Origin of the sequence: Motilimonas eburnea, from assembly GCF_021295345.1 — a bacterium.
Taxonomy (GTDB): domain Bacteria; phylum Pseudomonadota; class Gammaproteobacteria; order Enterobacterales; family CBDFNC01; genus Motilimonas; species Motilimonas eburnea.
This window is the reverse complement of sequence record NZ_JAIMJB010000001.1, coordinates 215,748-239,374: the sequence shown is the minus strand read 5'-3', so window position 1 is coordinate 239,374 and position 23,627 is coordinate 215,748. Positions and strand designations below refer to the sequence as shown.

General features: G+C 47.5%; 16 protein-coding genes. 4 read left to right on the top strand and 12 right to left on the bottom strand.

Features of this window, described 5'->3' with window-relative positions; all coding sequences use genetic code 11:
- Window positions 1-17 precede the first annotated feature (17 nt).
- The 3 genes from K6Y21_RS01135 to K6Y21_RS01125 are packed head-to-tail and all read right to left on the bottom strand — an operon-like array spanning window position 18 to window position 2,874.
- Entirely contained in the window at window positions 18-800 is a 783-nt protein-coding gene (locus tag K6Y21_RS01135; protein WP_233069755.1) for a metal ABC transporter permease, read from the bottom strand.
- Window positions 801-1,703: a metal ABC transporter solute-binding protein, Zn/Mn family gene (locus K6Y21_RS01130; RefSeq protein WP_233069754.1), complete on the bottom strand. Its 903-nt coding sequence runs from the start codon at window positions 1,701-1,703 to the stop codon at window positions 801-803.
- A complete protein-coding gene (locus tag K6Y21_RS01125) occupies window positions 1,693-2,874 on the bottom strand; it encodes a hypothetical protein (RefSeq protein ID WP_233069753.1) in 1,182 nt (393 codons plus the stop codon). The genes K6Y21_RS01130 and K6Y21_RS01125 overlap by 11 nt, the downstream gene beginning before the upstream one ends.
- Window positions 2,875-3,065: 191 nt before the next feature.
- On the opposite strand from K6Y21_RS01125, the gene K6Y21_RS01120 reads away from it, so the two are divergent.
- Window positions 3,066-4,379: a S9 family peptidase gene (locus tag K6Y21_RS01120; RefSeq protein ID WP_233069752.1), complete on the top strand. Its 1,314-nt coding sequence runs from the start codon at window positions 3,066-3,068 to the stop codon at window positions 4,377-4,379.
- Between the two features lie 154 nt (window positions 4,380-4,533).
- Complete coding sequence (gene ggt, locus K6Y21_RS01115) at window positions 4,534-6,348, top strand: gamma-glutamyltransferase (RefSeq protein WP_233069751.1); 1,815 nt, start codon at window positions 4,534-4,536, stop codon at window positions 6,346-6,348.
- Between the two features lie 226 nt (window positions 6,349-6,574).
- On the opposite strand, the gene tamB is transcribed toward ggt, so the two are convergent.
- Window positions 6,575-10,321, bottom strand: a complete 3,747-nt coding sequence (gene tamB, locus K6Y21_RS01110) for an autotransporter assembly complex protein TamB (RefSeq protein WP_233069750.1) — start codon at window positions 10,319-10,321, stop codon at window positions 6,575-6,577.
- A complete protein-coding gene (gene tamA, locus K6Y21_RS01105) occupies window positions 10,318-12,042 on the bottom strand; it encodes an autotransporter assembly complex protein TamA (RefSeq protein WP_233069749.1) in 1,725 nt (574 codons plus the stop codon). Before tamA ends, tamB begins: the two co-directional genes overlap by 4 nt.
- Window positions 12,043-12,235: 193 nt before the next feature.
- Between tamA and K6Y21_RS01100 the strand changes: the two genes are divergently transcribed.
- On the top strand, window positions 12,236-12,799 hold the full coding sequence (locus K6Y21_RS01100; RefSeq protein ID WP_233069748.1) for a carboxymuconolactone decarboxylase family protein: 564 nt from the start codon (window positions 12,236-12,238) through the stop codon (window positions 12,797-12,799).
- Window positions 12,792-14,927: a dihydrolipoyl dehydrogenase gene (gene lpdA, locus K6Y21_RS01095; RefSeq protein ID WP_233069747.1), complete on the top strand. Its 2,136-nt coding sequence runs from the start codon at window positions 12,792-12,794 to the stop codon at window positions 14,925-14,927. Before K6Y21_RS01100 ends, lpdA begins: the two co-directional genes overlap by 8 nt.
- Window positions 14,928-14,962: 35 nt before the next feature.
- Here lpdA and K6Y21_RS01090 read toward each other — a convergent pair whose 3' ends face one another.
- The 7 genes from K6Y21_RS01090 to bioB all read right to left on the bottom strand — a co-directional run bounded on the left by K6Y21_RS01090 (window position 14,963) and on the right by bioB (window position 23,563).
- Window positions 14,963-17,464, bottom strand: coding sequence for a GGDEF domain-containing phosphodiesterase (locus K6Y21_RS01090; protein WP_233069746.1), 2,502 nt, complete (start codon window positions 17,462-17,464; stop codon window positions 14,963-14,965).
- Complete coding sequence (locus K6Y21_RS01085; RefSeq protein WP_233069745.1) at window positions 17,457-18,422, bottom strand: ABC transporter substrate-binding protein; 966 nt, start codon at window positions 18,420-18,422, stop codon at window positions 17,457-17,459. The genes K6Y21_RS01090 and K6Y21_RS01085 overlap by 8 nt, the downstream gene beginning before the upstream one ends.
- Before the next feature lie 214 nt (window positions 18,423-18,636).
- Complete coding sequence (htpX, locus tag K6Y21_RS01080) at window positions 18,637-19,503, bottom strand: protease HtpX (protein WP_233069744.1); 867 nt, start codon at window positions 19,501-19,503, stop codon at window positions 18,637-18,639.
- Between the two features lie 181 nt (window positions 19,504-19,684).
- The gene (gene bioD, locus K6Y21_RS01075) at window positions 19,685-20,401 is read right to left on the bottom strand and encodes a dethiobiotin synthase (protein ID WP_233069743.1); all 717 of its coding nucleotides are present in this window, start codon (window positions 20,399-20,401) and stop codon (window positions 19,685-19,687) included.
- Window positions 20,402-20,513: 112 nt separating this feature from the next.
- Window positions 20,514-21,332, bottom strand: a complete 819-nt coding sequence (bioC, locus tag K6Y21_RS01070; protein ID WP_233069742.1) for a malonyl-ACP O-methyltransferase BioC — start codon at window positions 21,330-21,332, stop codon at window positions 20,514-20,516.
- Window positions 21,333-21,351: 19 nt separating this feature from the next.
- Window positions 21,352-22,506: an 8-amino-7-oxononanoate synthase gene (gene bioF / locus K6Y21_RS01065; protein WP_233069741.1), complete on the bottom strand. Its 1,155-nt coding sequence runs from the start codon at window positions 22,504-22,506 to the stop codon at window positions 21,352-21,354.
- 10 nt (window positions 22,507-22,516) lie between these two features.
- Window positions 22,517-23,563, bottom strand: coding sequence for a biotin synthase BioB (gene bioB / locus K6Y21_RS01060; RefSeq protein WP_233069740.1), 1,047 nt, complete (start codon window positions 23,561-23,563; stop codon window positions 22,517-22,519).
- Window positions 23,564-23,627 lie beyond the last annotated feature (64 nt).

The following is a 23,627-nucleotide window of genomic DNA, read 5'->3' as shown; positions in this document are numbered from 1 at the left end:
GGTGGGCTATCTCTTTTTTAAGCTTGCTCTGTCTGTGTTTTGCGCAGTAAATGTTGCCAAGCCAATGTTAGGAATCCAACCAAGGTTATCATGATCACAATCGCCGGCCCCGATGGCCAATCTAATCGCAATGATAACCAAGCCCCAAGCAAGATCCCTAACATCCCCATAAACCAAGCCGCCAATAGCTGCTTGTTACTGACAAATACAGAGGCGGCTAATGCTGGGACAACCAACATAGCAAACTCTAAATACACCCCTAGCGTTTGCACCAGCAATGGAATACTGACCGCGAACAATATGTAAAAACCAGCTCCCCTTAGCCACTGTATTCGCAACCAAAGTACCAGCAGTAAGACTAAGGCCAAAGTGGCCAGGCCAGCCACATCCATCCAACGAGACCAAAGTAGTTGCCCCTGTAGCAAGCTTGATGCATGTTCATGGGCACTCGGTATTTGACTGATCAGAATGATAGTGACACAAGTAGCCAAGACGTAAATACAACCTATCATAGCTTCTAAATGCGGTAATTTTGCCCTTTCCAACACAGCAATCAGCGCACCTACAAGCAAGGCCAACCCACAAGCACCGAAAAGAGATAGCCAAGTGCCGGACAAAGCGCCATCATGAGAATGAAATGCCAACTGCATGATCAGCATCCCCAATGCAGCAACTTGTGCCATGGCTAAATCAATAAAGATAATCCCGCGTTTTAATACTTGTTGCCCCAAAATAATGTTGCACAGCAAGGCCAAGAAACCGGCACAAAGTGGTGGCAATAGCCAATCAAACTCCTCCATTTAGTTAACGCTCCTCGGCGTCAACAATAAATCTATGCTGTTATTGATTAAGCCAAACAAATCACTGGCCGCATCGGTGCCTCCAACACTTTGCGGCAATACCACTACGGGTAAGTGATTACGCTGCGCTAACCAAGTTGCAGCATCATTGGTTTGGTGGGTTGCATAAACGATGGCATAGGTATCACGGGTATCCAGTTTACTCAAACTAGCCAAATGTGACATGGTGGGTGAAACACCGGGCTTAGGCTCTAAATCAGCCACTTGCTCCATACCTAGCCAAGCAAACAAGTATCGATAGGTAGTGTGATAGCCCACCACATGCTTACCCACTAAGGGCTTTGCCTTGGCTTTCCATACCTGCATTTGTTGCTGCCACTGATGCCTAAATTGCTCACCCGCTTTAGCGTAGTCAGCTTGGCTTGCGGGGTCGAGCTGTTGCAATTTTGCCGTCAGCGCCACTGAAATATTCACCATATCGGCAACGGCAAACTGCACGTGCGGGTTACCGCCGGCATGCACATCGCCCATTGAGCGGTCAACATGATCATGCTTGTCTAACACAGCCACATGCTCGGTGACAAAAAACAACCCACCTCCTGCAGCCGTCGCTTTTGTATTACGGCTTTGCCGTTGTAACTCAGGTAACCAGCCCACTTCCAACTCTGCACCCGAACAAATCACCAGATCCGCTTTACGCATCTTAGTGATCAGCGAAGGCCGCGCTTGAATGTAATGAGGGTCTTGAAACGCCGTGGTCGCACTGAAAACATCGGCATCTGGGGCATGTAGCTTGGCCAAGGATGCCCAATCAGGCTGACAGGTAAAGATATTAAGAGCAAACGCTGATGGGGATGCAAAGAGCATCCCGACCGTTAGCAAGGTTGAAAGGTTAAAATGCATGAGCGGCGTGTGCTCCAAAAGTCATGATGTACTGCAACGACACGATATTGTTTTTCTCACCGTGATAATCTTGTTGGCTAACTTGGCCACGAATAACACCGAAATGGGATGAGTGCCACGCCAACGCAAAATCAAGCTCTTGCAGCTTTTCATTCTCAAAATGACCATGGGCATGATCGCCATGGCCGTGGACATCATGCCCTTCGATATGATCGAAACGGCTAAAGCGCGTGCTAACCGACCACGACGGGGTAAACTGGTAGACGACTTCACCGTAATAGCCTGAAACCGAATCTTTGGCTCCTTCTAATGCACTAAATGGTGCATCCATTACATCATCTAAATACAGGTACTCGGAAGTAAAGCGAATATGTTGGTATTTATAGTTCCCTTGCGGTGCCCACTTCCAAGTAAAGTCAGCGCCATATAGCATGCGCCCAGTGTAAGCGGGACCATGGGAATGGCCGCCGTGGTCGTGATCATGATCGTCATCGTCATCAGCCCCATGATCGTGGTCACCACCAAATTGCATATGACCATTACCATTGCGCAATACACTTAACCCAAGCATCCAACTATGGGATTCACCGACATCCGCACCAAGAGAAAGTTTACCACTGTAAACACCAACGGTAGCGGGATCGTCAAACCCCGCATCCATTTTTTTACCTGATAAGGCTTCAAACGACAGGGCAAGGTAAAAATCCGTAGGCAGCAAAATACTGGCTTGAATACCATCGTCATAATAGTGCCCACCAAGCAACGCACGGTAAACACCTGGACGCTCAGTGAATGCATCTTCATGGGTATGCTTGCTATTGAGATAACCAAAGTTAGATAAAAAACGACCCGCTTTCACCTTAGTACCATATGGCAGCGCTAATGTTTCAATGAAGGCTTCCTCGAGTTCTATTTCGGTACTGCCGTGATGCGATTCAAACACACTGGTGAGTACACCACGAAATTTGTCATCCACGCTGGCACTTAAGCCAACTTCGGTATGGCCTAGGCCAAATCCTTCACCGCGGTGGGAAAACGCACGCTCACCGTCTTGGTAAAATCCATCTAATACGACACTGATATCTGGGCCTTTGATCTGTGATAGGGTATCCGCTGCCACATTCCCTGCTACGCCAAGAGCGACACTGCTCATCAGCCAAATCTTCTTCATACTGCTTTTTCCATAGTGAATAACAACAATAGCGAACATGAATAACGCATAGTCGACGTTGAAATGAGTCAACCGAGTAAATCTCCGCTTGCGTGGCGCAAATGTTATAGTATAACATTTCAATTAATCAAGTGATTGATAATTATTTTCACCGGTAATCGACACTTCATTTATAAGGAGCAGCAAAGACCATGATGTCAAAACGATTTTCTACTGTGAAATTAGCCATTTTGTTACCGTTTGGCTTAGCCTTATCGGCGTGCGGTAGTGGTAGCAATAACACAGCACAACAAAGCACAGATACCGATCCTGTCACGCCCAGCATTCAACCCAGTGCAGAGCCTACCCCACAGCCAGACCTATATGGTCGATTGGCTATCGCCGATGCCAATCAACCCAATGTGGCTCTGATTGATTTAGCCAACATGGCCACCATTGCCGACATTAGCCTGCAGAACCCAGCAAGTGCACTCTATCGCAGCCCCCAATCTGGATATGCTGTCGTGGTCCAACGTAAGCAAAACCTGGTTGAATTTATTGATTCTGGCATCACTGGCTCACAAACACGCTCGCCAAGTCTATTGGATTATAAAATTGACCAAGCTCTGCCCACCCACTTCGATGTAACCGCCGAAACCGCCGCTTTGTTCATTGATGGTGATAGCACTGCAGGCTTAAATGCGGGGTTCGTATTGTTAAGCGATACCAGTATCAAACAAGGTAAAGCATTAGCTGAACACCAGTTCAACCATGCCATGCACGGCACCGCACAGATCCGTGGTGAATTTGCTTTAACTACCTTACGCAGTGAAGACAGCACTTCCACCTTGCCTGATACAGTGGTGTTACTGCACCAACATGATGATCACTACCATGAAGAGACTGTTTTTGCGGATTTATGCCCTGGGTTACATGGCAGTACTCAAGGACCTAATTGGACGGTATTTGGCTGTGAGGACGGTGTCCTTGCGATTGAACAAAGTGGTGACGCGTTCGCCAGTGTGAAAATCCCAAACTTGGAAGGCATGGATAATGTCAGAATAGGCACACTTAAAGGCAGCCAAGGCCATGACAAATTCTTAGGTCTAACGCGAAGCCAACAAGCCTTCCTTGTCGATCCCGCTAGCAAAAGTATGACTGAGATAGCATGGCGCGATAACGCTGACACCCGATACCTAGCTTACACAGTAGACCATCACCAAGATCATTTTTTGGTGCTAGATAACCAGGGGTATCTCAACGTATTTGAAATAGAAGATGACTTTAAACTTGTAGCCCGCCCTCAAGTTTTCGCGGCGCCACCCGCGCTTGGCGAAGGTCAAAAGATATATATGACAACGTCGGGTAGCCAAAATACGGTATTTATTGCCAATCAAGGCAGTAATCAGCTGATTGCTTTCGACCTCGATCACCATGAAATCGACAGCACCATCGATTTAGCTTTTACACCTGCGCATCTTGCTTGGGTTGGTATCCCACAAACACCGACTGAACACCACCATTAATCAATGCCATGCATAGGGTTGAGCACGCTTCGCCCTATGCAACCTGTGGCCAACGCCTACAAACTTTCGTTGAGCGGTAAATAACAAAACATTTTTGCAACAGCATCATATTAAGCGCTATGGTTAGGTATATTTCTTATCCGAGCTGCCCACTATGTTTCACTTTAACCTTCTACACAGCCTATTACGCAGTCACTTTCAATTTAACTTTTTACTGCTACTCCCGTGTTTATTGCTCTTGTGTTTGGTATTCACCGGCCCCCTAATTGCGGCCACACAAATCAGTGATTCGATTTCGCCTGAGGCTGAAACAGGACGCACCAACAAAGAAGCCTTGCTCGCTAAGCAGCACCTAGTCGTTACCGCTAATCCTTACGCGAGCAAAGCCGCTTTTGCTATTTTAAAACAAGGCGGCAGTGCCATTGATGCCATGATCACCGCCCAATTAGTCCTTGGCCTTGTTGAGCCCCAATCTTCTGGCATCGGCGGCGGTGCATTCTTACTTTATTTCGATAACAAAAACCAAGCTTTACTCAGCTTCGATGGCCGAGAAACAGCCCCTGCAGCGGCCAGTGAGAACTTATTTCTCACCGCCAAGCAAAGCCCTATGGGCTTTTTTGATGCCGTAGTAGGCGGTCGCTCGGTTGGCGTGCCCGGCGTGATAGCCCTGATGTGGCAAAGCCACCAGCAATATGGAAAACTACCTTGGAAAACACTGTTTACCCCTGCCATTGAACTGGCACAACAAGGTTTCATTGTGTCGCCAAGGCTCGCTCAACTCGTTACACTTGACCAAAATAAATTAGGTCAACAGCCCAGTACCCGTGATTACTTTTTTGATCTCAAAGGAGAGCCCATCAAGGCGGGCGCTACCCTGCAAAACTTAGCTTATGCCGACTCCCTCAGCATCATTGCCAAATTAGGTAAAAAGGGGTTCTATCAAGGTCGACTCGCAAAGGCCATGGTTAACGCTGTTCAGCAGCACCCCACCAACCCGGGATTACTAAGTCTTGAAGACTTAGGTAACTATCAGGTCAAAACCCGCCCCAATATCTGTTTACCCTATCAACAAATTTATCAGGTTTGCGGCATGGGTTTACCGTCTTCAGGTGCGCTAACGGTGAACCAAATATTGGCATTAACGGAGCAAGCAGGATTAAGCCAATTAACTGCCGACAACCCACAGGCGTGGCGATTAATTGGCGATGCCAGTCGGTTAGCTTTTGCCGATCGCGCCAGATACATGGCCGATCCCGATTTTACGCCCGACTACAGCCATGCATTACTCGACAAAACTTACTTGAGCAAGCGTGCCAAGCTACTTGGTAGGAATATAGCGCTCAGCGATGTGCAAGCGGGAGAACTGAGCCTAGCGCCCGATACCGTCACGCAATTAGCCAGCCAAACCAGTGAGGCTTTACCTTCAACCACTCACTTAGCGATCCATGATAGGGATGGCAATATCGTCTCCATGACTTCCAGCATTGAGAATGCGTTTGGCGCAAGGTTAATGGTGGGCGGCTTTTTGCTCAACAACCAACTCACTGACTTTTCTTTTCAGTCTCACTATCAAGGCCAAGTTATCGCTAATCGAGTCATGGCAAACAAACGGCCACGCTCATCCATGTCGCCAACTCTAGTATTTAAACACAACAAACCTTATATGGCGTTAGGCTCACCGGGCGGCAGTCGCATCATTAACTATGTCAGTCAGGTATTGATCGCTCATCTAACGTGGCAAGTGCCATTACAACAAGCCATCGAGATGCCCCATTTGGTTAATCAAAGTGGTGTTTACCTGCTAGAGCAGGACACGCCAGCCACGCAGTGGCAAAGCGCGCTCGAAAAGCTGGGCTACAAAACCCAAGTGAAGCCATTAAACAGTGGCCTACATGGGTTTGTGATTACTGAACATGGCCTTGAATCGGGCGTTGACCCAAGGCGCGAAGGCTTAGCCGTGGGCGAGTAAGGATTTATTATTGCTAAACAGGGCCTTGAATCCGGCATAGCTCCAAGGCGCTAAGGCTTAGCCGTGGGCGAGTAAGGGTTTATTATTACTAAACATGGCCTTGAATCCGGCATGGCTCCAAGGCGCTAAGGCTTAGCCGTGGGCGAGTAAGGGTTTATTGTTGCTAAACAGGGCCTTGAATCCGGCATGGCTTCAAGGCACGAAGACTTAGCGCTGGGCCAATAAGTTAATCCCAATCAAACTCATAATACACATCAAATGCGTTATTAAGCCCGCTCACGGCTTCTAAGTAGAGTTTGGGCATCACTTCATAGCGCAGGGCAATTTCTGACATGGCGGTAAATAAGCCAATACCGTAACGGATCTGAACGCCCGGTAAAATGTAACCCGAAATATTCAGTTGTGAATCATCACCGCTACCACTGGAGTCAAGGGAAAGGTCTTTTACCCCTATGGCTTCACCTATTTGGTTGACCGTACCCGCACTTTGGCCTACCCCGAGGTTGATCAATACCGAAGTTAGCATGGAGCTGTCGCCACCATTACTGTCGATGGCTTTACCGCGCAATAAATAGGACAGGGCGTTTTGCTGATCCATGGACGGATCCGAGTAGATTTCGATTTCAGGAGCGGACACCGGACCTTCCAGTTTGATCCCCGCGGTAACCTTATCTTCGATAAGATTAGGATCGCGAATCGCATCAACCGATAAATAAGGTTGATCAGGTGAGCCAGAGAATAAAATCAGGCCTTTATTGATCAATAAATTCTGACCAAACGCGCGATAAGAGCCATCTTCAAGGCGGATCTCGCCATTGACTAACATCGGGCCGTCGACCTTTTTGGTCACCGCCAATTGCCCTTCTAAGTTTGACTTGAGACCAAACGCGTCAATTTTAACGTCATCGCCCAGCAGCAGCCTTAACTTCATCTTCATGGGCAACTCACTGCCATCAGTTTCAGCTTCACTGCTATCTATCACCACCACGTCATCGGAAACAGAAACAGCACTTGGCGGAAGGGATTTCACCACTATCAAGCCCTTAGGCACTAATACCTGGCCACTTAAGTCCATTTTGGCATCATCTAAGGTAAATTTAATATCTGGGCTAACAAACAATTGCACTTGTGACTGATGATCGATTTCGATATTGTCGCCTTTTAAGGTGACCCAAGCATCGACCCCTTGTGTCCAGTCTAATTCACCTTCTATTTTGGCGTCGCCATCTCCCGTATTCAGCTCCCCTGTTAACGTCGCTTGGGTGCCATTTAGTTTAATCTCAGTATTGATATCAGACATCCAAATAGGCAAACTGCCGCCGCCCAATTTACCATCCACTAGCTTGGCATCCCCCTTGATCACAGGCTCAAGTAACGGCCCACTTAAGTTAACGTCAAGATCAAATTTGCCCGCCATCTCTTCAATATCCGGCAGTAAATAATGTAATGCCTGCAACTCTAGCCCTTGATAACGTATCTTACCTTGGATAGCGCGATCCTGGTGATAAGGCTGTACCGACACATCCGCTTCCGCTTTACCTAGGTCAGCGGTATCCAGTAGCAAGTTAACGTTAGCCAAGGTTTTACCTAACTCTGCCTGCAAGGTCAGCACGTCAATGGGTAATTGATGGACTTGATTATCCTCATCGGTTGCTTCTAGCTTAATCTTATCACCCGCTAAATTAAGCCGGCCAATGGGCATCTCCCCGTTAGCCCATTTCGCACTTAAGTCGGCACTTAATGCGCCAGTGAGCGCCATTTGGCTTGGTAACAAGTGCTGTAGTCGCGTTAAATCATAATGTGTTATGGTCAGTCCACTCTCACCGGCCTCGCCAATGCGCGACGGATTAATGCAAAACTCACTCGGGGCAGATTGCCAGCATTGGCGTTCAAGGCGCAATTGATTCTTCAAGTAAGCTAACTTGCTCGCTTGTTGAAGCTGCCAGCGACCTTCTATGGTATTAAACCAGGCTTGCTCTAATTGCCCTTGCCAACCTTGTTCAACCCAAGTACCTGCTAAGGTGATCTCTGCGTTAACGGGCTCCCCCACCACGGCCAATGTAGCACGGTGATTAGCCGCGCCACCTTGGGCATCCAATTTAATCGAGTCAAACTTCATGTCCCCTTGTTGCACATCGGCTATCGTTAGGTTTATTTGTCCGTTGGGCTGTTTACTGGCTACAAGGTCACCGTTAAGGGCTAACGCATCGATGGTTAATGCTTGATAGGCAATGCCCTTGGCTGACAAGTTGACGTTCACTTTAGGACTGGCTAACGGGCCGGTGACGTTCAGTTTACCCACAACCGCACCTGCCACATCGGGAACAGATGAACTGATATCAGGAAAATCCAATTCTAAATTCAATGCGAGTTGCTGTTCAACTCGTCCCTTAGCATGCAGGCTGTTGTTACCATTGACCAATGAAAGTTGGGTGATATCCCACTGCATTTGACTGTTGCCAGCAGCTTGCCCTTTGACAGTTAACGGCTGTTCCATAAACTGGCCACTCAAATCTAACTGTTTAAGCTTGATTTGCCACTGCTCACCTTGCAATGCAAATTGGTGTTCAATCACACCATTTAACTGCGCCGGGTAATCAGGTGCTAATGAGGTGGTATCGATGTCTTTAACATCCAGTTTCCCTTGCCAAGATAGTTGCTCAGCCAACGTTAATTGGCCCGTTAATTGAGCGATGCCCGACAAGGTTTTGGCTTCAAGTTTGGTCACATTTAATTGCGTTAAGTTACCATTAACTTGGCTACTGAGTGCCACATCAGGCAGTCCTTCACCAGCCGCTAAGGTATCTAACGCCAGCGCAAAGTCATCAAGATCACCCGCTAAGTTCAACGCACCTTTGCTCAAGGTATATTGCGCTTCGCCTTGCAGCGGCCATTGCAATTTAGGCCAAGATAACTTGAGCTGATGCTGTAATTTAGGATCCAGTGGTGCCATCCAGCCTTTTAGGGCTAAATCAACGGGTCCCACTAGATCTAACTGAGCGTCTAATTTTTCACTGTCACCCGACAATGACAAATACACGGTTTGTCCCACTAAGTCCCCCTCTAGCACCGGGTCCTGCTTGATCTTAGTAAAGAGAGTTAATTGCAGTGGCCATTGTTGCACCATGGAGACTTGTGCATCCAAGGTAGCCGAAAGTTCAGGGATAACCAATGACAGCTCGGATAACGTCAAGTCATGCTCAGACCAACTGGCTTGAGTATAAAAGCTATTGAGTACAAAACGCTGCTCCCCTTGAATCACTTCAATATGGCTTAAACTCAGTTGGGGTACACTTACCGGAATGGGGGTGCGTAATTCAGGTAAGGTAAAAGGAGTGTCCTTGGCGATGTCCTTGGCAGCGTCACCGACTGCGTCATCGACTGGGTCATCGACAGGGTTCGCATCTTCATTGTCAGACGTAGGTTGAGCATCTGAAGGCGTGGCAAGTTTAACCACGACACCGTCTATCACAGGTGCAATACTTGCTTCTTGTTGACTTATCTGGGCAGATAACAGCAAGTGTTTTAAAGTAACATCAAGGCCTTCTTGGCGGTAAGCAACATTTTGGATGTCGATACCTTGTAATCGCACCTCAATAGGAATGGAGAGGGAGGTGGGCATTACAAAGGGTTCACTAGGCTCTGGCTCCGTCTGCTCAGTGGGATGAAAGTTAACATCCACGCCATTCACAACCAGAGAGTTAAGGCAAAATGCTTTGGTTAAACACCCCCAGTCAATGCGATAGTTTAATTCATCTATCACTAAATCCAATTGCTCATCTTGCCAGGCAACGCCGGTTAAATGAGGGGAAAACAGCAAGGTGCCTTGCTCAAGCTCAATCTCTAACTGGGGCACCAGTTGCTTAGCCACATGTAATAGCAGCACATTACCGTGATGAGAAAAGATTAAAGCGATCACTAGACTGATTAACAGCAACAAGCCTAGCAGTATACGTCGTAACCAAATCATCATAGTTCAGGCCCCATCAAGAAGTGTATTCTGACGCCATCTTCATCGCCGTTAATCGGCGTACCAAGAAATAACTTGATCGGTCCAATGGGGGATGCCCACGCCGCCCCTATTCCTGTGCCATATAAGATATCTTCAGAGAAATCATTGGTGGCCGTGCCGCCATCAATAAAAGTAGCAATGCGCCAATTTTCTCTGACCGGATAACTATACTCAAGACTGGCCACGGCCAAATACTTGCCTCCAATTAACTTGTTTTGCTCATCGCGCGGAGCAATGGATTTATAGCTAAAGCCACGAATGGACTGATCTCCTCCGGCAAAAAAGCGCATGGTAGCGGGCACACTTTCAATCGAGTCAACGGCAATGGCGCCCAATTCTAACCGGGTTAAAATGCGGTGTTTGGGGGTTAACGAACGTAACCATTTAGTTTGCCCATAGACTTTTAAAATATCTTCATCCGATGCCCAGTATTTGCTCGATACTTCGGTGCCCAAAATTTGTTTATCTCCCCAATAAGCATTCAACCCGCCTCGAACTCGCGTGCGTGTATAGGTCACACCGGGCAACAATAGCTGGGTTGTAAGATCTTGATTACCTTGCGTACTTTCCTCAATGTCATATTTCAGATAAGCATTTCGGTCCCAATTGCCCGGCGTCTTTGAAAAGCGGTTGGCACTGATGGTGTATTTGTTACTTTCCGTGTCGTTTTCATCAAGGCGCTGATAACCCACCTGAAAATTCCAATAATCCGTATTAGGGTCATCAACCGGCACTTTATAAAACCCGGAAACAGTCTGTGAAGGCTCGCTTAATTCCACGTTCGTACCCAGGCTATGTCCATAATCGTTAACCCAAGGCCGTTTCCAATTAAAGCTCATTCGCGGCCCGATATCGGTTGTCACCCCCGCGCCGATTTCAAAGCTGTTCGTTGGCTTTAGCCCCACGGTAATTTCTATTGGCACTTGGTTCCCCACCGCCTTATCTAAATTAGGTCTTACCAACACATTACGAAAATACCCCGTATCACTTAGCTCAACACTAAACTCTGCAATTTCCTTACTAAGGTAAAACTCGCCTTGGTCAAAGGTAATCATGTTGCGAATGAGGGACTCAGCCGGCGTCGGTTGGGTAAAAAACACCTTGCCGTAGCGATAACGGGTGCCAGATTCAAACCAGAGGTAAATGGTGGCTTGATTGGTTTTGCGTTCAACTTCCACACTCGATTTAATAAACTTACCGTTAAAATATCCCCGTTGCAGGGCTCGGCTGGTAATACTTGATTTCACCGAGGCGTATAAACCGTGATCGAGAGGCTTGCCTTTTTCAAGGGGTAAGTTTTTCAAAAAAGTTAGAAATTCTTCATCATGGCGAGCTTCACCCCGTAATTGTTTATCAATGTGGGTAATGATGACAGGATCACCCGGCTCGATATCAACCACCACCACCAACTTACCCGGGGTTTGATCTTTAAGAGAGACACTTAATTGAATCTTAGATTGATAATACCCTAAGGCCATCAAGCCCTTTTGGGTCTCTTCTAACAGACTTTCACGATAGGTGCCTAAGTTACGACCTCGAGGTTCGGAGACAGACAAGATGTAAGCTTCAACATTATCTTTTAGATTGCCTTTGATCCCATTGATGGTTAAATCGACTTTCGCAAACGCACTCAAACTCAAAAAAGCACAAAAAACCACCAATAGCCGCAACATTATCACCATAGAGTACCTAAGATCTAAACCAATCTGTAAAGTGTATTACAAAGATAAACTAAGCTTAACTAGCTTAACGTCTGATATATAGAATTTATTTCGCTTTCGGTATGATGATTGAAATTTTTTTACCCCATCACCTGTCTCAATAACGAAAGCCAAGATAATTTAACGTCATCAGACCAGCATGAAAGGAGACCTGATGCGCATTTCCCCCAACCCGATTAAACACTACCCCTGGTGGATAAAACCTTTCTTCTGGACCCAACAACGAAACTATGGCGAGATACTGATGCCAGGCTTACTCTGGGGCAAAGTTCCCCTGTTGTTTGCAACCGTTGCCAGCTTATATGGTGTGATAAACCGCAAGCGCTCACCGATCACCCCGGTGCTACGCGCTTTGGTAACGGTTCGCGTGTCTCAGCTAAATCATTGCAAATTTTGCATTGATATCAATAGTATGACCCTTGCAAAACGCACTGGCTCTGAAACCAAAGTGCTGGCCTTAAGTGATTGGCGTAACGACCCTATATTTGATGAACAAGAGCGCGCCGTACTCGATTACACCGAAGCCATGAGTGATAGCAATCAAGGTGTGAAGGATGAGCAAGTTGCAACCCTCAAGCAATGGTTTAATGAAGCGGCGATTGTTGATCTCACCGCCTTGATTGCCTTTCAAAATATGTCTGCCAAGTTTAATGCCGCACTAGACGTACCCGCTCAAGGTTTTTGTCAGATAAACCAGCAGGAGCCAAATAATGAGTAAAACAAAACTGGCACTGCTCATCATGCTTAGCCTGATCATCATTAGCTTTGTTGCTTTTGATTTATCTCACTACCTTAATTTAGCGACCATCCAACAACAGCACCTTAAATTGCAACACCTAATCGACTCAGCTCCTTGGCTCTACGCGAGCGCTTTTTTTATTATCTACCTGATCATCACCGCCAGCTCTCTGCCAGGCGCGGCTATGCTCACCCTCTTGGCGGGCGCCTTATTTGGACTCTGGCAGGGATTTATCTTGGTTTCTTTTGCCAGCAGCTTAGGAGCTACTTTGGCTTTTTTACTTGCTCGCTATCTGGCCCGAGACAAAATCCAGCAACGCTGGGGGCACAAGCTTCATCAATTTAATCGTGAGTTTGAGCAGCGCGGGAGTGATTACTTACTGAGTCTGCGCTTGCTGCCCGTGGTCCCTTTTTTTCTGATCAACCTGTTAATGGGGCTAACCACCATTAAATCATGGCGCTTTTACTGGGTAAGTCAGCTGGGCATGATCCCCGGCACCTTGGTTTATGTCAACGCAGGGACAGAGCTCGGCAAAATCCAACGCGTCGAGGACATTGCCTCACCTTCCCTTTGGCTTGCTTTAGCTGCCCTTGCCAGCCTGCCCCATGTGGTCCGTTTCGTTATGCACCGCATCAAGCAGCATAAATTATATCGCCGCTACCCTAAGCCCGACACGTTTGACTACAACATGATAGTCATAGGTGCAGGGGCTGGCGGGTTAGTAAGCAGTTACATAGCTGCAACCGTGAATGCCAAAGTCGCCATCATTGAAAAACACAAAATGGGAGGCGATTGCCTCAACACCGGCTGCGTGCCTTCTAAAGCACTACTGCGCAGTGCCCATTTTGCCCATGAGTTGAGCAAAGCATCACAGCTTGGTTTTAGCCCGGTTAACGCCAACGCCAATTTTAAAGCCGTGATGGCCAGAGTACACCAAGTGATCAAGCAGATTGAACCACACGACTCTGTTGAACGCTATCGCCAACTCGGCGTTGAATGCCTTAGCGGGCATGCGGTGATCCGTAGCCCCTATCATGTTGAGCTTAACGGACAACAACTCACCACAGAAAACATTATTATTGCTACCGGCGCTAAACCCTTTGTCCCCAACATAGCCGGCCTCGAACACATAGACTACCTGACTTCAGATAATCTGTGGCAGTTGCAAACGCTGCCCCAACAATTATTGATCATCGGTGCTGGCCCCATTGGCTGTGAATTAGCCCAAGCCTTTTCCCGCTTGGGCTCGAAGGTAACCATAATGGACCAAGCCGCACAGCTGATGCCAAGGGCAGATCAAGACATTGCGCAGCTGTTGCAGCAGCAATTTGACCAAGAGCATATCCAAACGCTGCTTGGCGTAAAGCTCACCCAGTTTTCATCGAGCGAAGGGGCGCAATGTATCCACTACCAGTATCAGGGGGAAAACCACCATCAAACGTTTGATAAGGTATTGATCGCCGTTGGCCGTAAAGCGAACACACAAGGCTTAGGCTTAGAGGATTTAGGCATCGAAACCCATGACAACGGCACCCTGGTACTCGACCCCTATCTACGCACTCAGTATGCCAACATCTTTGCCGTTGGCGATGTGGCCGGGCCAATGCAGTTTACGCACTTTGCCGCTCATCAAGCTTGGTATGCCAGTGTGAATGCCTTATTTGGCCGGTTTAAAAAATTTAAAGCAGATTATCGCGTGATCCCCAGTGTCACTTATTGCGATCCACAAATTGCGCAAGTCGGGCTCACCGAGCAACAGGCCAGAGCAGAGGGGATCGCCGTTGAAGTGACGGAATTTGAACTCAAAGAGCTGGATCGCGCTATTGCAGATGATGCGACACAAGGCAAAGTAAAAGTGCTAACCGTACCTAACAAAGACCGCATTCTCGGGGTGACCATAGTCGCAAACCACGCCGGTGATATGATTGGCGAATTTGTATTGGCAATGAAATACAAGTTAGGTTTGAGTAAAATATTGGCCACCACGCATGCTTATCCCACCATGCTAGAAGCCAATAAATATGTGGCCGGCCAGTGGAAACAAAAACACAAACCCATCTGGCTACTCACTTGGTTAAAGCGCTACTTTGATCGCCGTCGAGGCTAAGGTATACGCCCCTTTCAAAGTCTTTCAATGTCAGCTTAGCAGTCAGAGCCCACAGGTTCAGGCTGCTGAGCTGGCAACACCGTTTTAGCAAAATCATCCACGCTTAATGCCTTGCCAAACAAGTATCCCTGAAACAAGCTACAGCCTTTGGATTTCAAGAAGTTAAGCTGAGCAACATTTTCCACCCCTTCAGCAATCACTTCTAAATCTAAATTATCGGCCATGGCGATAATCGCTGCCACTATCGCCTGTTGGCTTTCTTGGGTTTCGATGTGTTGAACAAATGAGCGATCTATTTTAAGGGCGGTAATGGGTAACGTACTTAAGTAAGACATTGACGAATAGCCGGTGCCAAAATCATCAATGGCGAAACGTATTCCCAGTGCGCGTAAGGCTTTTATTTTCTCAACCGCATCGTCAAGTTGAGACACTAAGATGGTTTCGGTGATCTCCAGCTCTAGGAACGTTGGATCAATACCCGTTTCTTTCACAACTTGAATGATTTGCTCAACAAAGTCGACCTGTAAAAATTGTTTCGGGCTAACGTTCACCGATAAGGTGGTGAAATTATCAGCAAGGCCTAACTGCCGCCAATGCACCAGTTTAAAACAGGCTTGGCGCAGTACCCAGTTACCCAACTCAATAATTAAACCAGAATCTTCTGCTGCCGGCACAAACTCAGCCGGTGAAATCCAGCCTCGCTGAGGTTGATACCAACGCAACAAGGCTTCACATCCAACCGTGTTGCCCTTGCGGTCTGTCTTCGCTTGCAAGAACAATTTGATTTCATCTTGCTCTAAGGCCAGACGTAGCATTTGTTGTAAGTTGTGGCTACGTTGAACGCGGTTTTCCATTTCTTGGGAAAAGAAATGGATCATATCGCGGCCATCTTCCTTACCGTGAAACATGGCTATATCCGCTTGGCGTAAAATATCCGTTGCTGAGTGTCCACCCTCGGGAAACAAGGTAATGCCAATAGTCGACGACAAATTAATACGTTGCCCCTGCAAAACAAAGGGGGATGCAATGCGCTTGCGCACCACCTGTGCAAACCCTAAGGCTTGTTCACCCGCTTTATCGGGCTCATTTCCTAATTGGGGCAAAACAATGGCAAACTCATCACCGGGTAAGCGCGCCACGATGTTACTGCCTTCCATCATTTGCAATAACCGTTTAGCCACCATTTTAAGTAAGGTATCGGCTGCCATATGGCCATGAACATCATTGACTTGTTTAAATTTATCGATATCGATAAACAGCAGGCAACCGTATTGCTTACTTTGCTTAGCTCGGTTAATTTCAATATTCAAGTGTTCAAGCAATTTACGCCGGTTAGGCAACTGAGTCACCTCATCATGATAGGCTTGAAACGCCACCAAGTCTTGTGCTTTACGGTACTCGGTAATATCAGTATGAGTACTGATCACCCGTGATGGCGAGCCATCCGTAGACCACTCAATCACCTTACCGCGATCTAGTACCCAACAATAGCTGTCATCTTTACAACGAATGCGATGAATATGCTCATAGTAAGGCGTTTTGCCCTGCAAGTGTTGTTTTAAACAACTGAACATGTCATTTAAGTCATCGGGATGCACGCGTTGCTCTAACTCTTCAATGTCATCACCGATTTCGTCATCCGTGTGCCCTAGCATTTCTTTCCAGCGGCTAGAGTAATACACTCGGTTGCTTTCTAGACTCCAATCCCATACCCCATCTCTGGCCCCACTCAGGGCGTAATGCCAACGTTGCTCGCTGGCACTGAGTTGAGCAAAGCTCGCTTTCATTTTTTCGGCCATCTCGATAAGAGAGCGCTGCAACATGCCGATTTCACCTTGCCCCTGTTTTAACGCGGGAAAGTCATCCTCGTTATTGAGGTGCTGCGCGGCTTGCACCAGTCGATTCAAAGGCGAAATAATCATTTTCACCATCAATAGAATCAAGATGGTTAAGGCCACTAGCACAACTAAAGTGGTTTTTATGGAATCTTTAAGGGTGGTGAATTTTAACTGTTGGTAAGGTTTAGTCAGCGAATAAGACACGAATATTGCGCCGGTATTGTTGCGCTTTAAGCTGTGATCTTTACGTGCTAATTGCAGTGGCGCGTACACATAGATGGTTTGACTATTGGGCTCATATTGATACAACAAGCGGTTTTTATCTCGTGCCAGATAGAAATCGTTCCAGCTAAACTCCGGCAACACGGCACTGGCAAACATAAACTTAAGGCTCATTTGATTAGCCAGCAGCACTTCCGCATTTTCATCAAGCACAAGTAATTGCGTTACGTTGTCATTCAATGCGGCGAGTGTCAGTTCACGCTCAGCCACCGCGTTATCATGACGCATCAAGGCATCAGAGAGACTTTGCTGCAGCTTATTCACCTTGCCGAGCACTTCTTCTTTGCTTTGCACCAGCAAGCGCTCACTTTTATTGTGATAATCAATATAAATAAACACGGCTTGCAGCAGCAAAAATACCAATAACAATAATGCCGGAATGACAGAAGCAAGGGACCACAATCTAGGGTTATTCATACACCACCCGCTCCAGAATTTGACTGTCTACCAGGTGACTTAAATCCGGCACGGATTCGAGCATGCCGCGATAAACCATTAACTCACCTAAATCTTTTGCTTGTGTGGTCAAAGCTGATTGCGCATTGCCCGCCAGTCGCATGATGGCCTCAACAGGCTCGATAAATTTCACCCCTTGTAAGCTGTTTTCCATTTCACTGGTATAAAGCTGCAACCGAATGGCCATAATTTGCATGGCTTTTTTTGGTCGGCCTTTTTGAAACTTTCTGGCTTTGTAATAGCTTTTAAGCAGTTCAACCATCATTGGCGTTTTTGTCGCCATGGCCTGCTCCGATGCCACCATTAAATTAACAATGCGCCCCGGCAATCGCGAGCTGTCAAAGATAGCAACGCCACCTAAGCCAAGTAATTGTTGCTTAATCGGCTCGCTGGTTATCAGTGCATCCACTTGATTGCGATGAAACACTTGGCGTTGCTCATCCAGTTTGACTTCAACTAGCTCCACCTCGTGGGCAGCGAGATTGGCGTGACTAAGGGCTTCGGCTAACAACAATGAACCCGCAGCGTTATTTTCATAGCCGATGCGCTTACCTTTTAAATGATGAATATGGGTAACCCCGGGCAAACCAATGATGGCATCACCACCGACGGACTCATCAATAATGGCAATCACCTTTAATTTTACCCCTCGGGTCACTAAGGTCAGCACCTCGTCAAGGGACAATAAAGCCACATCTAATTTGCCCGCTTCAAAGCTGTGGGCAACATGGCTAGCACTGGTAAGCTCAAACAAGGAAATACGATCTTGGTCTAAATACTCCATTTCTCGCGCAAGATAGATAGGCTCAAAACCAGGCCAGGGGGCCGCACCAACGCGTAAGGACTCATTTTCAGGCGCACATGCACTGAGCATAACGATCAATGCTAAGCACAACTTCCATCTGATTATTCGACTCACACACCTTGCCATCGACAGCGCATCCTTGCTGAAATATCTTTTTTTTACATAGTTTGCCAGATTAGTAAGGTAATTAATAGAATCTAGGTCCTCTTCAAGCGGTTTTTGCTAATCTTACCTAACAAAACCATTAACTTAGATTCATTTCCAGATCACGATGGGAGGGGGAAGACAAAAAAAGGCTGCCGAAGCAGCCCTATTAACTCAAGTAGGATTACTGATTTTTAAGCGCTTGAATGCGATCTTCTAACGGTGGGTGAGTAGAGAATAATGAGCTAAAGCCACCATTGATACCAAAGGCTGCAAATTGGCCTTCCATTTCATGTTGGTTACCGGTACGTAAACGCTCAAGGGCATTGATCATTTTTTGCTTGTCAACTAACTGGGCCGCGCCCGCATCAGCAGCAAATTCACGCTTACGACTAAACCAAGCCACCACAACTGAAGCCGCTGCGCCAAATACCGCGTATAACACCATACTGATAGCAAAAGAAGCGATAAAGCCTAAACCACCTTCACCTTCTTCATCGCCGCCTAATACGTTTTGGATCACGTTAGAGACAATAGACACAAAGAAGTGCACAAAGGTATTCATTACGCCTTGAACTAGCGTCAAAGTCACCATATCACCGTTAGCAATGTGGCTAACCTCGTGAGCCAACACAGCTTCAACTTCATCACGCGTCATGCCTTGCATCAAACCCGTGCTCACCGCCACTAGGGATGAGTTTTTGGTCATACCGGTGGCAAACGCGTTCATGTCTGGGCTGTTGTATACCGCTACCTCTGGCATGGCAATGCCGGCTTTTTGCGCTTGCTCACCAACACGCTCAAGTAACCAATGTTCATCGGCATTGCGCGGCTCGGTGATCACCACCGCCCCCGTGGAGCGCTTCGCGATCATTTTTGACATGGCCAGTGAAATAAATGCACCACCAAAACCAAACACTAAGGCAAATGTGAGTATGCCACCGATTCCTCTGCTGTTGATCCCTGTTACAGCAAAGACAATTTGTAACACGATACCCAACACTAGCATCACGGCTAAGTTAGTCAGTATTAAAAGTGCAATTCGTTTCATGTTTGTCCTCTGCCAACTGGCTTTATAATTAATGGATGGAAACAACGACATAATATGTCTAGCAACCAAAAGATCAAGTGTTCTTTACATAATTTTACGCAAAAAATGTTACAGCTTGATCACACGGCGGCTACATGGAATAAACATCCAGATTGTAGTGGAAATATTCGCCAAACGTAGCCTATTTTATCGCCTGTAGCGGCGCGATATTCAAATTATCCGCCGCTTGTTTGGCTGCGGCCATCACATCACTAAACTCACTTTGAGCACCATTCATCGCGGGAATTTTGCCCAGTAAAGGGGCGTCGATGACTTGCTCTAGATGGGCGATATTCTCTGCTAAAAACCCTTGCTCAACGCCGGGACTGTTCGCCACCCAGCTCACCAATTTAAGGCCGGCACGTGTGATACTTTCGGCCGTCAGTAAGGCATGATTTAAACAGCCCAATTTCATGCCCACCACCATGATCACAGGTAATTGCGCCTGCGCTACCCAGTCAGACAAATTTTGGCCATTACCTAAAGGCAAATGCCAACCGCCCGCGCCTTCCACCAGCAAGGTATCTGCCCCCTGCTCAAGTAAGTTTTGATAGCCCTGCTCCACTACCTGCATATTAATGGTTTGCTGCGCTTGCGCGGCGGCAATATGCGGTGCGATGGGCGGTGCAAACACGATTGGGTTGACCGCTTCATAAGGTAATGGTAACGAGCCATTTTGTTGCAGCAATAAGGCATCATCATTTAATAAGCCGTGATGGCTAAGCTCAGCCCCGGCCGCAATAGGCTTGTAACCGATCACGGTTTGACCCGCTTGACGTAATGCCTGCATCAAGGCGCAAGAAACAAAGGTTTTACCGACTTCCGTATCTGTTCCGGTAACAAAAAAGGCTTGGGTCATTAATCCGTTCTCCAATTAAATAAGGCAAAGGAAAGCAACACTTAATACGCTACTCATATTAAGCTGGATCCGTAGTAAATAATGAAACTGATTTCGATTCTAGTCTTTTTTACTACTTGATAAGTTTGGCGTAGCAAACTTGATAGGTGGCAGGCAGCATGCCGTGGTCGTTACGAAATGACTCGTAAGCTTGACACATGGCAGCAAGGGCACCTCGCCCTCCTAAGCCAGCAGCGTGTGCTCTGGTAGGGACATGGTTGGCGCCGATGCCCTTTAAGTCCCTTAACAAAGCCAGCGCATTGGGATAGCTCACCACCTCGGGTAAGACTTGTAGCTCGACATGGGAAAAATCGGCTTGGCACACCGCGGCTGCTATCTCAGCCTGAGATAAAAAAGCATTAACATGGTGCTTATCATCTACTTGCTGCCAAGCTTGAGTTAACTCGGTTAACGAGCCAGCCACTAAGGTGGTGAAATACATTTCACCTTGGGGTTTAAGTACGCGATGGGCTTCTTGCAGTGCACGCCCGAGATCATCACACCATTGCAGCGCCAAGGTAGAAAAAACCAAATCAAAAGCATTGTCTTGCAGTGGTAAGGATTCGGCATCACCATTTACCCAAGTTAACGGGTGACTAAGCTGTTTACTACCTTGACTGCTGCGCTGCGCTTTAGCATGACTGAGCATGCCCAAGGCTAAATCTAACCCCACCACGTGAGCACCGCTAGCTGCGAGTAACTCAGTAAAATAACCAGTGCCTGAGCCTAAATCGAGCCAACGCTGGCTAGCCAATGGCTCCACGTTAGCTCGGCTTAATACGGGATCCAGTAGCTTATGGCCGGTATCGCGCTGAAACTGCGCGGCGCTGTCATAAGAGGCGGCCGCCTTAGAAAACGCCTGCGCAATTGAGCTTTTTGGAGAATAACTCATGAGCCACTAATACCTGATATCACGCTAACACCTGATGTAAGGCATTAAGTAAGGCATCAATATCTTTGATCTGATGCTTAGCCGTCAGGGTGATTCTTAATCTGGCACTGCCTTTGGCCACCGTCGGTGGGCGAATAGCCGCGCAATAAAAGCCAAGCTCTCGCAATGCCTTAGACACCTGAAGAGCCCGCTCACTGTCACCGATTAAAACAGGCTGAATGGCACTTTGCGACGCCATTAAAGGCAGACCTAACTGATTCGCCATGCGCCTAAAATAATGAATATTGTCTTGCAGCTGCTGCAAGCGCCAAGGCTGTTTCATTACGATATCGATAGCTGCGCCTACTGCCACCGCTTGTGCTGGCGGCATGGCCGTGGTGTAAATATAAGGCTTAGAAAAGTTTGTTACATACTCGATAAACTCCACCGAGCCCGCCACCATCGCGCCGCCCACGCCAAGGGCTTTACCAAAGGTGGCCATGTAAATATCTATATCATGATTATGTAAGCCCGTTGCACATACCGTGCCTGTGCCAGCACGGCCCAGCACACCTAAGCCGTGAGCATCATCTATCATCAGCCACGCATTGTGTTGGTCACGCAATTGCAGCAGCTTAGCAATGGGCGCACCGTCACCGTCCATGCTGAAAACGCCTTCCGACACGATCAGCTTATTGGTAGCCGGTTTGGCTAACAAGCTGGCCAGATGCTCGCAATCGTTATGACGAAAACGCAGCATTTTACAAGGTAGCAAGCTGCCCGCTTCCATTAGTGAGGCGTGGTTTAGCCTATCTTGCAGCAGTAAATCATCTTTACTTAACAGCAGTTTCAGCACCGCCTGATTAGCACTGTAACCTGAGTTAAACAGCGCCACCGCATCCACACTCAGCCAAGCTTTCAGCTTTTCTTCTAGCTGCTGGTGCGCCTTGCTGTACCCCGTTACCAGCGCACTGGCGCCGCTGCCACAGCCGTATTGTTCTAAGCCTTGCTGCCACGCTTTGACCAGCAAGGGCTCATTGGCTAAGGCTAAATAATCGTTGCTGGAAAAATTTAAATAGCGTTGACCGCCCACCGTAATTTCGCGCTGCTGCGCGCCATCAATGGGCGTCAGCTGGCGATATAAATGGGCTTGTTTGCGCTCGGCTAACGCATCCGCAATAAACTCAAAAGCCATACTTGTTCGCTTAGCTCATTCTCGCGGTGGCATCGTAAAACAGGTCGGTGTCTTCGGTAATGGGCCCAAGGGGTAAATCCACTTCCAGCTCGGTTGGATCCTGATGGCGCTCTTCGCGGTTAATGCCTAGCTTTTTAAATAGCTGCATATCGCTATTTTCTTCAGGGTTTGGCGTGGTCAGCAGCTTACAGCCGTAGAAAATCGAGTTCGCCCCCGCCATAAAACACAGGGCTTGAGTTTGTTCATTCATTTTTTCGCGCCCCGCCGATAAACGCACATGAGATTGCGGCATCATAATACGGGCAACGGCGATGGTGCGAATAAATTCAAACTCGTCCAAGTCATCCACGTTTTCCAGCGGGGTGCCTTTTACTTTCACTAGCTTGTTAATTGGCACACTTTCAGGGTGCTTAGGCATATTAGCCAGTTGCACCAATAAGCCAGAGCGGTCATTGGCCGATTCACCTAACCCTACGATACCGCCACTGCACACCTTCATGCCTGAGTTGCGCACATGATCTAAGGTATCGAGGCGATCTTGATAAGTACGGGTAGTGATGATCTGATCGTAATATTCTGGTGAGGTATCTAGGTTGTGGTTATAGTAATCTAAACCCGCCTTAGCAAGGCGCTCGGCTTGAGATTGATCTAACATGCCCAGCGTCATACAAGACTCTAAACCTAGGGCTTTCACCCCTTTGACCATTTCTTCGATATAAGGCAGGTCGCGATCTTTTGGGTTTTTCCACGCCGCGCCCATACAAAAACGGGTCGAGCCAGCCGCCTTGGCTTTTTTCGCTTCTTCTAACACCTTTTCAACTTCTAACAGGCGCTCTTTTTCAAGACCGGTATCGTAGCGCGCACTTTGCGGACAATATTTACAGTCTTCCGGACAAGCACCGGTTTTAATCGATAATAAGGTACTGACCTGTACTTGATTGGGATCGAAGTTCGCTCTGTGTACGGTTTGTGCTTGAAACACCAAGTCCATAAAAGGTAATGCAAATAGTGCGTTTACTTCTGCCACTGTCCAATCGTGTCTGACTGCTACTGTCATGCTCGCCCCGCTCATCATTGAATAGGTTTATTAAAATAATTTGGCTAGTGTATGGATGAACGCT